General features: G+C 42.6%; 7 protein-coding genes, 15 tRNA genes and 3 rRNA genes. 3 read left to right on the top strand and 22 right to left on the bottom strand.

The window, feature by feature from the left end:
- Positions 1–152 precede the first annotated feature (152 nt).
- Both C2I06_RS23370 and C2I06_RS23365 read right to left on the bottom strand, forming a co-directional pair.
- Positions 153–1,493 carry a HAMP domain-containing sensor histidine kinase gene (locus C2I06_RS23370; RefSeq protein WP_123258962.1) on the bottom strand — a complete coding sequence of 447 codons (1,341 nt, stop codon included), beginning with the start codon at positions 1,491–1,493 and terminating at the stop codon, positions 153–155.
- Positions 1,486–2,178, bottom strand: coding sequence for a response regulator transcription factor (locus tag C2I06_RS23365; RefSeq protein ID WP_123259204.1), 693 nt, complete (start codon positions 2,176–2,178; stop codon positions 1,486–1,488). Before C2I06_RS23365 ends, C2I06_RS23370 begins: the two co-directional genes overlap by 8 nt.
- Before the next feature lie 159 nt (positions 2,179–2,337).
- Between C2I06_RS23365 and C2I06_RS23360 the strand changes: the two genes are divergently transcribed.
- From C2I06_RS23360 to C2I06_RS23350, 3 genes are all read left to right on the top strand, one after another.
- Positions 2,338–3,105 (top strand): TVP38/TMEM64 family protein, encoded by a 768-nt coding sequence (locus C2I06_RS23360; RefSeq protein WP_123258961.1) that lies wholly within the window; start codon positions 2,338–2,340, stop codon positions 3,103–3,105.
- Positions 3,106–3,299: 194 nt separating this feature from the next.
- Positions 3,300–3,530: a hypothetical protein gene (locus C2I06_RS23355; protein ID WP_123258960.1), complete on the top strand. Its 231-nt coding sequence runs from the start codon at positions 3,300–3,302 to the stop codon at positions 3,528–3,530.
- An 87-nt stretch (positions 3,531–3,617) separates the two neighbouring features.
- Positions 3,618–3,842 carry a hypothetical protein gene (locus C2I06_RS23350; protein ID WP_164463769.1) on the top strand — a complete coding sequence of 75 codons (225 nt, stop codon included), beginning with the start codon at positions 3,618–3,620 and terminating at the stop codon, positions 3,840–3,842.
- An 874-nt stretch (positions 3,843–4,716) separates the two neighbouring features.
- Here the strand turns inward: C2I06_RS23350 and C2I06_RS23345 are convergent.
- The 20 genes from C2I06_RS23345 to perR all read right to left on the bottom strand — a co-directional run bounded on the left by C2I06_RS23345 (position 4,717) and on the right by perR (position 13,101).
- Positions 4,717–4,798, bottom strand: a tRNA-Leu gene (locus C2I06_RS23345).
- A gap of 22 nt (positions 4,799–4,820) precedes the next feature.
- Positions 4,821–4,906: transfer RNA gene (locus C2I06_RS23340), tRNA-Leu, on the bottom strand.
- Between the two features lie 34 nt (positions 4,907–4,940).
- Positions 4,941–5,014: transfer RNA gene (locus C2I06_RS23335), tRNA-Cys, on the bottom strand.
- Positions 5,015–5,024: 10 nt separating this feature from the next.
- A tRNA-Gly gene (locus tag C2I06_RS23330) sits at positions 5,025–5,099 on the bottom strand.
- Between the two features lie 3 nt (positions 5,100–5,102).
- A tRNA-Gln gene (locus C2I06_RS23325) sits at positions 5,103–5,177 on the bottom strand.
- A 44-nt stretch (positions 5,178–5,221) separates the two neighbouring features.
- Positions 5,222–5,297 (bottom strand) — tRNA-His (locus tag C2I06_RS23320).
- A gap of 19 nt (positions 5,298–5,316) precedes the next feature.
- Positions 5,317–5,390: transfer RNA gene (locus C2I06_RS23315), tRNA-Trp, on the bottom strand.
- Positions 5,391–5,397: 7 nt separating this feature from the next.
- Positions 5,398–5,481 (bottom strand) — tRNA-Tyr (locus C2I06_RS23310).
- A gap of 11 nt (positions 5,482–5,492) precedes the next feature.
- Positions 5,493–5,565: transfer RNA gene (locus tag C2I06_RS23305), tRNA-Phe, on the bottom strand.
- A 31-nt stretch (positions 5,566–5,596) separates the two neighbouring features.
- Positions 5,597–5,673: transfer RNA gene (locus tag C2I06_RS23300), tRNA-Asp, on the bottom strand.
- 3 nt (positions 5,674–5,676) lie between these two features.
- A tRNA-Met gene (locus tag C2I06_RS23295) sits at positions 5,677–5,750 on the bottom strand.
- Positions 5,751–5,760: 10 nt separating this feature from the next.
- Positions 5,761–5,836: transfer RNA gene (locus C2I06_RS23290), tRNA-Val, on the bottom strand.
- 21 nt (positions 5,837–5,857) lie between these two features.
- Positions 5,858–5,932: transfer RNA gene (locus tag C2I06_RS23285), tRNA-Glu, on the bottom strand.
- 18 nt (positions 5,933–5,950) lie between these two features.
- A tRNA-Ser gene (locus tag C2I06_RS23280) sits at positions 5,951–6,042 on the bottom strand.
- A gap of 4 nt (positions 6,043–6,046) precedes the next feature.
- Positions 6,047–6,121 (bottom strand) — tRNA-Asn (locus C2I06_RS23275).
- Positions 6,122–6,131: 10 nt separating this feature from the next.
- Positions 6,132–6,248, bottom strand: a 5S ribosomal RNA gene (gene rrf / locus C2I06_RS23270).
- A gap of 159 nt (positions 6,249–6,407) precedes the next feature.
- Positions 6,408–9,340 (bottom strand): 23S ribosomal RNA (locus tag C2I06_RS23265).
- Positions 9,341–9,676: 336 nt separating this feature from the next.
- Positions 9,677–11,224 (bottom strand): 16S ribosomal RNA (locus C2I06_RS23260).
- The 16S, 23S and 5S rRNA genes sit together here with 15 tRNA genes alongside, the layout of an rRNA operon.
- Before the next feature lie 291 nt (positions 11,225–11,515).
- Positions 11,516–12,388: a nucleotidyltransferase-like protein gene (locus C2I06_RS23255; protein ID WP_123258958.1), complete on the bottom strand. Its 873-nt coding sequence runs from the start codon at positions 12,386–12,388 to the stop codon at positions 11,516–11,518.
- Between the two features lie 269 nt (positions 12,389–12,657).
- The gene (perR, locus tag C2I06_RS23250; RefSeq protein ID WP_016202777.1) at positions 12,658–13,101 is read right to left on the bottom strand and encodes a peroxide-responsive transcriptional repressor PerR; all 444 of its coding nucleotides are present in this window, start codon (positions 13,099–13,101) and stop codon (positions 12,658–12,660) included.
- Positions 13,102–13,333 lie beyond the last annotated feature (232 nt).

The raw sequence follows: 13,333 nt of genomic DNA, 5'->3' as shown, positions 1-13,333 counted from the left end.
TTAACTCCTTATGTTAGAGATTAATTTATTTAGATACAAATTCAAACAGCGGAGAGTGAAGCCCCATTCCTCTCCTTGACTCGGAAACAACTGATTTTAGCGACTTTGTTTGCGTATATCTTGGTTCCAGTGACAAGTTGGATGCCCAAAAATCATTCAAAAGTCTGTGCTGTTTTATTTAAAATGACAGGTAACGTTACCTGTAGTAAAAAAGTATCTTTTCGTACTGATACGTTCAACGTCCCGTTGTGCTTCTGTATTATTTTCTGGCAACTAACGAGCCCAATTTTGTTGCTATCTTCCTTTTCGGCTTCACGTAAAATTTTATTCTCGAACCTAAGATCGACCCATTGTTGTTTCAAGGAAACCTGAATAAGAATGGGATGCGTCGGATCGGCATACTTTCGAATATTTGAAAATATATTATCGAATACACGGCGTATAGCGACCAAATTGATTTCCAGTAAAAATTGCTCATCATATGGATCTGCTTGAACTTGAATATCTAAATTATCCATAACCACCAGTTGCTCATCAATGAGTTGATCTATAAGAGCTCTGCCCTCATATAATTCAAATTCCACTTCCTCTTCTTCAGCGGCAGAGGACACCGTAAAATATTCGAATAGTTTGTCCGATAGCGCTTTGATTTGATAGGCCTTTTCCCGGCTATTATGGATATATTGCAGCAAATCCTCATGAGTCTTATACTTGTTAAGCTCGATGATATCCATATACCCCAGCAAAATTGTAAGTGGAGTGCGTAAATCGTGGGAAATTGCCGTGATCAATTCGCGATTGGCCATCCTCATCCTCTCCTCACTGCCGAGTCGCTCGGCAAATGATTTCCTCATCTCATCAATACTTTGGGCCAAAGAGGATAATTCATCCTTTCCAGAAACAGTAATTGAATAATCTAAATTTCCACCTTCAAGTATTTTGATCTCTTGTTCAAGTACTCCAATATAAGATGTTTTCTTATTAATTATCAGTAAGAAGGAGATAATGAATATAATGGCTGCTATGAAAATACCAATAAACAAAATGAGATTATAGTATTGATACTCATAAAGGCCTACCAAGTAGATCTGGGCATCTTGATCCGCAAAATGGATGGTAGTAGGTGTTTCCGAAGGCGTGAACCGAGTTAGTAGCTCTTCGTTAATAGCAGGATCAACCTCTTTATTTGATGAAAAAATTAATTTCTCTTTTGCAAAAATATACAGATTCAAATATCGCTCATTATTTATCCATTCAGTCAGTTTCTCTCGATCACGGGTGGACACGTTTTGGCTATTCACAAACTCTTCGAATCGTTCAAGCGCGTCTTGCTGCCTATTTTCCATAAACGCAGATTTGCTTAAATAACTATTTAACACTTTCTCGCCAACGACTTGTAAAATGCCGAAAACACTTAAAGAAATAGCTGAGGAAATTAAAACTGCCAGAACGAGCTTGATCTTAAGTTTTTTCCCCATTAGTAATCTATTCAATTTTGTACCCCTTTCCCCAAACAGTCTTTACATATTTAGGGTTCTGCGGGTCATCTTCAAGTTTACTTCTCAAATTACGAATATGGACCATAACTGTGTTGTTACAGGTATAAAAGTAGGGTTGCCCCCAAACACTTTCATATATGTTTTCAGCCGAAAACACCTTACGTCGTTTCTTAGCTAACAGCAGCAAAATCTGGTATTCAATTTCAGTCAAAGTGATTTCCTTCTCTCCAACAAATACAGTCTTTGCATCCTGGTGAATAGTAAGATCCTTAATGATAATATGCTCCGTTTCCTCCGTCTTCTCCTTGCCACGATAGACATAATATCTCCGCAGTAAAGCCTTCACTCTCGAAACGAGTTCTGTATAAGAAAAAGGTTTGGACAAAAAGTCATCACTGCCTGAAGAGAAGGCCAATTGTTTGTCCGAATCCTGCGTTTTCGCAGTAAGGAACAAGATCGGTGCGCTTGTTTTTTCACGAATCTCCAAACACGCCTTCAGCCCTGATTTATTGGGCATCATCATATCTAAAATTATGAGATCTGTCTCTTCATTTACTTTATTAATCGCATCTTGACCATCTATCGCTTCAACCACTTCATAATTCTCACTTTCTAACAAGATCCTTACAATTTCTCGAATTTCACTGTTATCATCAGCAATTAAGATTTGCTTGTTCATCTGATCACCCCATCTAATATCAGTATAATAGGCGTTTTGTGCAACTACCAGTAAATAGAGTCGACTTAAGAATTCTTCAGAAATTATGTATGTAACTCTTAATTTATCCATTCTATACTACAAACAGATAGAAGTAATTACATAAAGGAGTTTTAATCTATGCCACAACTTTCGAAAAAAACAATCATAACAATACTATTAGGTCTTACTCTCATATTGTCTATTGGTTTGATCTATTATTCTCCTACCATTATTAAGATTATGTCGTCCATGAACAATTTTAGGGCGTTTATTCATTCAACAGGTCATTGGGGACCGGTCATGTTTATTTTATTTCAGATTCTTCAGATCGTGGTTGCGCCTATTCCAGGAGAAGTCGTACAGGTTGCAGGCGGTTATATTTACGGGGTTACATTAGGATCCTTATATACTACAATCGGCTTAATAATAGGCTCAGCGATTGCTTTTTATTTCACTCGGTTTATCGGGCGCGATTATATTTCAAAGCTACTGCAGAAGAAAAAATATAAGTGGATGTCGTTAATACAGGATGAGAAAAAGTTTTCTATCTTTTTATTTATCTTTTTCGTGATTCCAGGTTTGCCGAAAGACCTGCTTGTATTTGTGGCCGCTCTTACATCCATGAGTTCATTAAGATTCTTCACCATACTTATAGTTGGTCGTCTGCCGTGGATTATTGCATCTGCCGCTTTGGGGTCCACCATTCATATGCAGCAATATAGCATAGCCATTATCATATCGGTTATCGCTGTAGTTGGTTTTATTCTCGGATATATCTATAAAGATAAAATGATGGATCGATTCTCCAATATGAAGAAAACAAAAGAGACAAGTCATTCTGCCAAAACCAAGGTAAACCTGAGCATTAACAAAAAGGAAAGTTTGTGTACAAAAAAAGGAGAATAAATCGAATACAAAGAAACAATTATTTTGCAAAGAAAGAATACCTACCGATTTTTATTTTTGCCATTATTGGTGGAGCGTAAAATCAATGGAATCCCAAAATGTACTCAATATTTCAAAAGAGCAGCAACAATCGGTACTAATTGAAATTGAAGAAGGTGTTCATTACGTATTATCACAAGTAAATTTGATAATAATTGCAGGAAATATGTTTAATTTCTGATTTAGCGTTTGGCATTACACAACCTTTAAATGTCTTTGTCATTATGGAAAGATTAGGTCTTGCTAAAGAGAAGGCACAGGGGTTCGCTGCGGCTGAAGGGATTGGAATGCTCATTGGCGGAGGGATTGGCTGTTGCTTTAACCGCATTCGGAGAAAATCATACGAAGATCATTATGACCGTTTGTCTGTTAAATTTTTGCTATGATAACACTGTTAGAAGTACTATCAGTTAGGTCATTTAAGAATTTTATCTGGCATAGCTGCAGCGTTTTTCCAAGATGTTTTCAGTACATTGATGATTAAACAAGTTGCCTCTGAATATATCGGACGAACGAACGGCGTAATTATGCCATTGTTGATGGCAGGTTTGTTATTTGGCTCCTCTATCCCTGGATTTATTGTTTTTCAACTTGGGTTATTTGGTGCCTATTTCATCGCAGCCATTCTAACTGCATCATGTGCCATTTTAACAATTAAAATGAACAATCATCGTGCAACAGCAGAATATATGGAGTAAAGGCTGCAATCTGAATAAAGTCTATAAAATAAGCCGAATAAAGAATCTTAAATAGACAAAATTCCTTGGGGAATATCGTCTACAATCGTTATAAAATCATTCGCAATAAAACATCTTTTGAAACAGCATATGAATTTATACCGGCTAATTTAAAATTAGTAGATTTATAACTTTGAAAAAGAAAAGATAATTTTTAAAGACTATTAAAACGAGGCCTGTTGCTGCTTATAATGTGTGATAAATAAAATAATGCTAATAAGAGAAAGCCCTAAGGATAGTAGATACCTAATTATGTTTATTCAAGTGATTTGTAGGCCACTTGTTGGGGGCTTTATTGTACATTGATATAAAAAATAATCTCCCAATAGTTGCAAGTACAGAAAAACCTTTTGAAACTATATTTATATGGAGGAAAAATATAATGCAACAATTTTTAGTAAAACTAACTGTACCCATTCCTTCTGATTCATACTACTTTCAAAAGTTGAATTAGAGGAATTAAAGCCATCACAATCAGTAGGGTCTATGGTCCATGAAGGTACAGAAATGTATAAATGCGCAATGATAAATATACCTAGATTGTATAATTACAACTAATAATTCTACATAAGTTCACATTTTTTTATTTAGCGGCAGGCTTCTTTTAAACTGTTATTGATAACATTTCATACTTATTATACCTTTATTGATATTACCGTTAAAAAGTTCTACAAAGTGGCAGATCACTCGATTTTGAATAACAGCTTGTGAAAAGATATCGTATCTTATCGTTTTCTATCGTATACTCTATAAACAAAGAAAGCTCACAAACGTTGATTTAACAACATTTGTGAGCTTTCTTTAGTGGTAATCTAGACATAAATTAATCTAATGATACCGGTGGTCGGGGTCGAACCGACACTCCAGAAGGAACACGATTTTGAGTCGTGCGCGTCTGCCAATTCCGCCACACCGGCGCGTTTATAATTTGTTTGGTAATGCCGAGGACCGGAATCGAACCGGTACGGTAGTCACCTACCGCAGGATTTTAAGTCCTGTGCGTCTGCCAGTTCCGCCACCCCGGCATGATATGTAACAAATTTAAATTATAAACGATTATGGAGGCGGCAACCGGATTCGAACCGGTGGTAAAGGTTTTGCAGACCTCTGCCTTACCACTTGGCTATGCCGCCATAAATATATTGGAGCGGAAGACGGGATTCGAACCCGCGACCCCCACCTTGGCAAGGTGGTGTTCTACCACTGAACTACTTCCGCGAATGGCTGGGCTAGCTGGATTCGAACCAACGAGTGACGGAGTCAAAGTCCGTTGCCTTACCGCTTGGCTATAGCCCAATACTATATATATGCAATAAAATAAAAAAAGTGTCAAAAATAAATGGGGCGAATAATGGGAATCGAACCCACGAGTGTCGGAGCCACAATCCGATGCGTTAACCACTTCGCCATATCCGCCATAATATTTATTTGAAATTGGCAGGGGTAGTAGGAATCGAACCCACACCAAAGGTTTTGGAGACCTTCGTTCTACCTTTAAACTATACCCCTAAATGAATGGTGGAGGGGGACGGATTCGAACCGCCGAACCCGAAGGAGCGGATTTACAGTCCGCCGCGTTTAGCCACTTCGCTACCCCTCCGACATAAAAGGTGGCTCAGGACGGAATCGAACCGCCGACACAAGGATTTTCAGTCCTTTGCTCTACCGACTGAGCTACTGAGCCATAACTTAATGCTATTTATTTTTTAAAAAAATGGCGGTCCGGACGGGACTCGAACCCGCGACCTCCTGCGTGACAGGCAGGCATTCTAACCAACTGAACTACCGGACCAGATTGCGGGGACAGGATTTGAACCTGCGACCTTCGGGTTATGAGCCCGACGAGCTACCAGACTGCTCCACCCCGCGATAATAATAATGGTGGAGGATGACGGGATCGAACCGCCGACCCTCTGCTTGTAAGGCAGATGCTCTCCCAGCTGAGCTAATCCTCCATAAAGTATAATGGTATGTATTGGTGACCCATACGGGATTCGAACCCGTGTTACCGCCGTGAAAGGGCGGTGTCTTAACCGCTTGACCAATGGGCCATATTTGAAAAGTTATAATGGCGGAGAGCAAGGGATTTGAACCCTTGAGACAGGGTTACCCGCCTACACGATTTCCAATCGTGCTCCTTCGGCCACTCGGACAGCTCTCCAATATGGCTCCGCAGGTAGGACTCGAACCTACGACCGTTCGGTTAACAGCCGAATGCTCTACCACTGAGCTACTGCGGAATAATGGTATGCCTGGCGACGTCCTACTCTCACAGGAGGAGAACCCCCAACTACCATCGGCGCTGAGAAGCTTAACTTCCGTGTTCGGTATGGGAACGGGTGTGACCTTCTCGCTATCGCCACCAGACTTTTCTCAAGACATATTTTATTATACATGTTTTTGAGATTTTTTCAAGTATAATTTTAGAAAATTATTCCCTGAAAACTAGATTATGGTAAGAAGAAAGAAACAAGTAATCATTTTGTCCAGCTTATCGCCGATTAACAGGCGTTTCCGCTTTTCATTTTAGTTAAGTCCTCGATCTATTAGTATCAGTCAGCTCCACATGTCGCCACGCTTCCACCTCTGACCTATCAACCTGATCATCTTTCAGGGATCTTACTAGCTTACGCTATGGGAAATCTCATCTTGAGGGGGCTTCATGCTTAGATGCTTTCAGCACTTATCCCTTCCGCACATAGCTACCCAGCGATGCCTTTGGCAAGACAACTGGTACACCAGCGGTGCGTCCATCCCGGTCCTCTCGTACTAAGGACAGCTCCTCTCAAATTTCCTACGCCCACGACGGATAGGGACCGAACTGTCTCACGACGTTCTGAACCCAGCTCGCGTACCGCTTTAATGGGCGAACAGCCCAACCCTTGGGACCGACTACAGCCCCAGGATGCGATGAGCCGACATCGAGGTGCCAAACCTCCCCGTCGATGTGGACTCTTGGGGGAGATAAGCCTGTTATCCCCGGGGTAGCTTTTATCCGTTGAGCGATGGCCCTTCCATGCGGAACCACCGGATCACTAAGCCCGACTTTCGTCCCTGCTCGACTTGTAGGTCTCGCAGTCAAGCTCCCTTGTGCCTTTACACTCTACGAATGATTTCCAACCATTCTGAGGGAACCTTTGGGCGCCTCCGTTACTTTTTAGGAGGCGACCGCCCCAGTCAAACTGCCCACCTGACACTGTCTCCCACCCCGATCAGGGGTGCGGGTTAGAATGTCAATACAGCCAGGGTAGTATCCCACCAATGCCTCCACCGAAGCTAGCGCTCCGGCTTCCAAGGCTCCTACCTATCCTGTACAAGCTGTACCAAAATTCAATATCAGGCTGCAGTAAAGCTCCACGGGGTCTTTCCGTCCTGTCGCGGGTAACCTGCATCTTCACAGGTACTATAATTTCACCGAGTCTCTCGTTGAGACAGTGCCCAGATCGTTACACCTTTCGTGCGGGTCGGAACTTACCCGACAAGGAATTTCGCTACCTTAGGACCGTTATAGTTACGGCCGCCGTTTACTGGGGCTTCAATTCAGAGCTTCGTCATGCGACTAACCCCTCCTCTTAACCTTCCAGCACCGGGCAGGTGTCAGCCCCTATACTTCGCCTTGCGGCTTCGCAGAGACCTGTGTTTTTGCTAAACAGTCGCCTGGGCCTATTCACTGCGGCTCTCGCAGGCTTGCACCCGCAAGAGCACCCCTTCTCCCGAAGTTACGGGGTCATTTTGCCGAGTTCCTTAACGAGAGTTCTCTCGCTCACCTTAGGATTCTCTCCTCGCCTACCTGTGTCGGTTTGCGGTACGGGCACCCTAAATCTCGCTAGAGGCTTTTCTTGGCAGTGTGGAATCAGGAACTTCGGTACTATATTTCCCTCGCCGTCACAGCTCCGCTTATGTGGTAATGGGATTTGCCTCATTACCAGCCTAACTGCTTGGACGTGCTAATCCAACAGCACGCTTACCCTATCCTCCTGCGTCCCCCCATTGCTCAAACGATTTAAAGGTGGTACAGGAATATCAACCTGTTGTCCATCGCCTACGCTTTTCAGCCTCGGCTTAGGTCCCGACTAACCCTGAGCGGACGAGCCTTCCTCAGGAAACCTTAGGCATTCGGTGGATGAGATTCTCACTCATCTTTCGCTACTCATACCGGCATTCTCACTTCTAAGCGCTCCACCAGTCCTTACGGTCTAGCTTCAACGCCCTTAGAACGCTCTCCTACCACTGACATCAAAGATGTCAATCCACAGCTTCGGTGATACGTTTAGCCCCGGTACATTTTCGGCGCAGAGTCACTCGACCAGTGAGCTATTACGCACTCTTTAAATGGTGGCTGCTTCTAAGCCAACATCCTGGTTGTCTAAGCAACTCCACATCCTTTTCCACTTAACGTATACTTTGGGACCTTAGCTGGTGGTCTGGGCTGTTTCCCTCTTGACCACGGATCTTATCACTCGTAGTCTGACTCCCAAGAATAAGTATTTGGCATTCGGAGTTTGTCTGAATTCGGTAACCCGATGGGGGCCCCTAGTCCAAACAGTGCTCTACCTCCAATACTCTAAATCTTGAGGCTAGCCCTAAAGCTATTTCGGAGAGAACCAGCTATCTCCAAGTTCGATTGGAATTTCTCCGCTACCCACACCTCATCCCCGCACTTTTCAACGTGCGTGGGTTCGGGCCTCCATCCAGTGTTACCTGGACTTCACCCTGGACATGGGTAGATCACCTGGTTTCGGGTCTACAACCACATACTATTTCGCCCTATTCAGACTCGCTTTCGCTGCGGCTCCGTCTCTTCAACTTAACCTCGCATGTAATCGTAACTCGCCGGTTCATTCTACAAAAGGCACGCTATCACCCATAAATGGGCTCTAACTACTTGTAGGCACACGGTTTCAGGATCTATTTCACTCCCCTTCCGGGGTGCTTTTCACCTTTCCCTCACGGTACTGGTTCACTATCGGTCACTAGGGAGTATTTAGCCTTGGGAGATGGTCCTCCCTGCTTCCGACGGGATTTCTCGTGTCCCGCCGTACTCAGGATACACTCAAGAGGGAACGAAGTTTCGACTACAGGGTTTTTACCTTCTACGACTGACCTTTCCAGATCGATTCGTCTACCCCGTTCCTTTGTAACTCCATATAGAGTGTCCTACAACCCCAAGAGGCAAGCCTCTTGGTTTGGGCTAATCCCGTTTCGCTCGCCGCTACTCAGGGAATCGCGTTTGCTTTCTCTTCCTCCGGGTACTTAGATGTTTCAGTTCCCCGGGTCTGCCTTCAGTACCCTATGTATTCAGGTAAAGATTCTATCCCATTACGGATAGAGGGTTTCCCCATTCGGAAATCTCTGGATCAAAGCTTACTTACAGCTCCCCAAAGCATATCGGTGTTAATCCCGTCCTTCATCGGCTCCTAGTGCCAAGGCATCCACCGTGCGCCCTTTCTAACTTAACTAATTGGCTTAAAGCCTTAGTTTTTTTAATTCTACTATTTAAAATAGAGAATCTAAGATGGCGATTACTCGGTTTCTTTCTTGGTTCTTACTATTCATAATCTAGTTTTCAAGGAACAATTTCGGCTAAAGATAAACTTCGCATCTCTTCGTCAGCTTCTTCGCTCTGCTCCTCACGTACTGTCGTACGCTCCGGTGCTCGCGCATTCGCTTCCTTGATCTACTTGTTTCTCTTTACCCTCAAACTTATTACTGTTTTGAGGAATTAATTGCTCCCTCAAAACTGAACAACAAATCGTCAACAATCTTTGATGGAATGTAAATTCCATTTTCCTTAGAAAGGAGGTGATCCAGCCGCACCTTCCGATACGGCTACCTTGTTACGACTTCACCCCAATCATCTATCCCACCTTAGGCGGCTGGCTCCAAAAGGTTACCCCACCGACTTCGGGTGTTACAAACTCTCGTGGTGTGACGGGCGGTGTGTACAAGGCCCGGGAACGTATTCACCGCGGCATGCTGATCCGCGATTACTAGCGATTCCAGCTTCATGTAGGCGAGTTGCAGCCTACAATCCGAACTGAGAATGGTTTTATGGGATTTGCTCGACCTCGCGGCTTTGCTGCCCTTTGTACCATCCATTGTAGCACGTGTGTAGCCCAGGTCATAAGGGGCATGATGATTTGACGTCATCCCCACCTTCCTCCGGTTTGTCACCGGCAGTCACCTTAGAGTGCCCAACTGAATGCTGGCAACTAAGATCAAGGGTTGCGCTCGTTGCGGGACTTAACCCAACATCTCACGACACGAGCTGACGACAACCATGCACCACCTGTCACTCTGTCCCCCGAAGGGGAACGTCCTATCTCTAGGAGTGTCAGAGGATGTCAAGACCTGGTAAGGTTCTTCGCGTTGCTTCGAATTAAACCACATGCTCCACCGCTTGTGCGGGCCCCCGTCAATTCCTTTGAGTTTCAGCCTTGCGGCCGTACTCCCCAGGCGGAGTGCTTAATGCGTTTGCTGCAGCACTAAAGGGCGGAAACCCTCTAACACTTAGCACTCATCGTTTACGGCGTGGACTACCAGGGTATCTAATCCTGTTTGCTCCCCACGCTTTCGCGCCTCAGCGTCAGTTACAGACCAAAGAGTCGCCTTCGCCACTGGTGTTCCTCCACATCTCTACGCATTTCACCGCTACACGTGGAATTCCACTCTTCTCTTCTGCACTCAAGTCCCCCAGTTTCCAATGACCCTCCACGGTTGAGCCGTGGGCTTTCACATCAGACTTAAAGGACCGCCTGCGCGCGCTTTACGCCCAATAATTCCGGACAACGCTTGCCACCTACGTATTACCGCGGCTGCTGGCACGTAGTTAGCCGTGGCTTTCTGGTTAGGTACCGTCAAGGTACAAGCAGTTACTCTTGTACTTGTTCTTCCCTAACAACAGAGTTTTACGATCCGAAAACCTTCATCACTCACGCGGCGTTGCTCCGTCAGACTTTCGTCCATTGCGGAAGATTCCCTACTGCTGCCTCCCGTAGGAGTCTGGGCCGTGTCTCAGTCCCAGTGTGGCCGATCACCCTCTCAGGTCGGCTACGCATCGTTGCCTTGGTGAGCCGTTACCTCACCAACTAGCTAATGCGCCGCGGGCCCATCTGTAAGTGACAGCGTAAACCGTCTTTCAGCTTTTCCTCATGAAAGGAAAAGGATTATCCGGTATTAGCTCCGGTTTCCCGAAGTTATCCCAGTCTTACAGGCAGGTTGCCCACGTGTTACTCACCCGTCCGCCGCTAACTTTAAAAGCAAGCTTTTAAAGTCCGCTCGACTTGCATGTATTAGGCACGCCGCCAGCGTTCGTCCTGAGCCAGGATCAAACTCTCCAATAAAGAGTTGATTAGCTCATTGCTAAACTCTAGCTTTTTGTTACTTTTTTTGTTCTATAATGTTAGTTATAAAACGATTATTGTTGACGTTTGTTTGTTCAGTTTTCAAAGAGCAATTTAGTTAGTCACTTAGGAAGCGACTTTCCTAATATAACATCTATCAACATTCATTGTCAATAGTGTTTTTTAGAAATTCTATTCCGTCGTTTACTTCAACAGTTCATGTTGTTTCAGCGACGGATATTAATATAACATTATTCTACGATAATGGTCAACACTTTTTCTAAAACTTTTTTATTTTTTTTCTAAAACACGATAACATCGATGATAAACACCTGGACTTTTCGTAGAAATGTTGACTACTTCTATTAAATGCTTATCGATTAAGTATTCGATCAACATTCCTAAATCAACTGCGTAAATAAGCAGTTCTTCTTTTTCTAACAGTTCGCTAAATGTCCAAGCGTCTTTTTCTTTTAATATATCGAGTATATAGCTTGTGCTTGTTCTCATTCTTGAATGAATTAAAAATTCACTTGCTAAGAATAATAGCTCGAGTCTCTTTTCAATAGGCTCATCACTATTTACTAATTCTACATATAGTTTATAGATTTCTGGCTCCATTTGTTTTACTTGGCTCCATACCGTTACTTCTGGGTGGAATCCATTTTCGATCACAGCTAATCGAGCTAAATGATGTAAGGAATGAACAATATCATTATAGGCGTCCAGATAATGTTTATTTTCAAAGAACGCTTTCCCATCCATATATCGTTTAATAAGCTTGGCGAATTCTAGCGCCATTTTTTGTTTTCTTTCGTTAACGGGAAATTCTTTTAACTCATTTTTGAGTCGATAAATAAATTCATTGCGATCAAAAACAACTCTCCCATTATATATCCATTCAAAAATTCTTTTGTTATTCCCTAATAAAATCCAGCTTCTTAATTGTTTTTCTGTAACAATATGTAGAGCCGCTTTCTTATCTGCATATGTATAGTGCTTGATAAAAACAGGCTGTTCTGCTTCTTTCACAATAATTAGCATGACTGTATCAAAAGTATCTGTCACGGTCATCTCATTTTGTTTCTTATCAATGATTAATACGCCCAATGTATTTGTCTGGCTAGCTCTTTCTTGATATATAGGACGAAGAATATCTTCCATCGTTATTCCTCCATCTCCATGAATAATTTTATTCGTTTCGTATTATTTCGACATTTTCTCTTAAAATCCTGCCCTCATCTAGGCATACATGAAATCTTACTATAACTTGTTTAAAAATAGAATTACTTTTTGCTATCATTTCTGCCATATAATATTTCAGTCTCGTTTCAACGATTAAACAGAAAAAAGAGGATATCTTTTTAAGATTTCCCCTCGCTACGTTTATACGAAAGCAACTCTTAAAAAGACAGCCTCTTCTATTCTCTACATTAGTGCGCTTCTTTTTGAGCACAATCAGGACAAGTACCGTAAATTTCCAGACGGTGGTGGCTGATTTTGAATCCTGAAACATGGCTGGCAAATTGCTCTACCTCATCAAGTCCTGGATAATGGAAATCAACTATTTTGCCACACTCTTTACAGATAATATGATAATGATGAGAAGTTATAAAATCAAACCGGCTGGAGGAATCTCCGTATGTCAGTTCCTTTACTAAATTCACTTCACGAAAAACTCTTAAATTATTATAAACAGTGGCTACACTCATATTTGGAAATTTGCCTTCAAGTGCTTTATAAATTTCATCGGCAGTCGGATGTGACATTGAGCTTATTAAATATTCAAGTATCGCATGACGCTGCGGGGTAATGCGCACTCCTGTTTCTTTCAGCTTATCAAGAGCTTCTTGCAACTCATTATGTTCCACGGACATGCACCCCATTTCTAAAAGATATTCTTATTTTATAATGTTTATAAATAGTGTACTAATAATAGCAGGGTTTTGTCAACACAGTTACTGTAAGAGCGCGGTTTTCTAGATGTATGAACAATCTGAAAACACAATAATGATTATTTAACAATAAATACTATTATATAATAGTCGATGCTAAGATGTTATTGATAATACACTTACATTATATGCATGAAACCGTATTTTTTTCACC

It is taken from the genome of Niallia circulans (assembly GCF_003726095.1).
Lineage (GTDB): Bacteria > Bacillota > Bacilli > Bacillales > Cytobacillaceae > Niallia > Niallia circulans_A.
This window is presented reverse-complemented; position numbering and strand designations above follow the sequence as displayed.

Bases quoted from the DNA above. Each gene is read 5' to 3' on its own strand.
- C2I06_RS23365 (WP_123259204.1), bottom strand. From the start codon at position 2,178: ATGAACAAGCAAATCTTAATTGCTGATGATAACAGTGAAATTCGAGAA.
- C2I06_RS23360 (WP_123258961.1), top strand. From the start codon at position 2,338: ATGCCACAACTTTCGAAAAAAACAATCATAACAATACTATTAGGTCTT.
- perR (WP_016202777.1), bottom strand. From the start codon at position 13,101: ATGTCCGTGGAACATAATGAGTTGCAAGAAGCTCTTGATAAGCTGAAA.
- C2I06_RS23255 (WP_123258958.1), bottom strand. From the start codon at position 12,388: ATGGAAGATATTCTTCGTCCTATATATCAAGAAAGAGCTAGCCAGACA.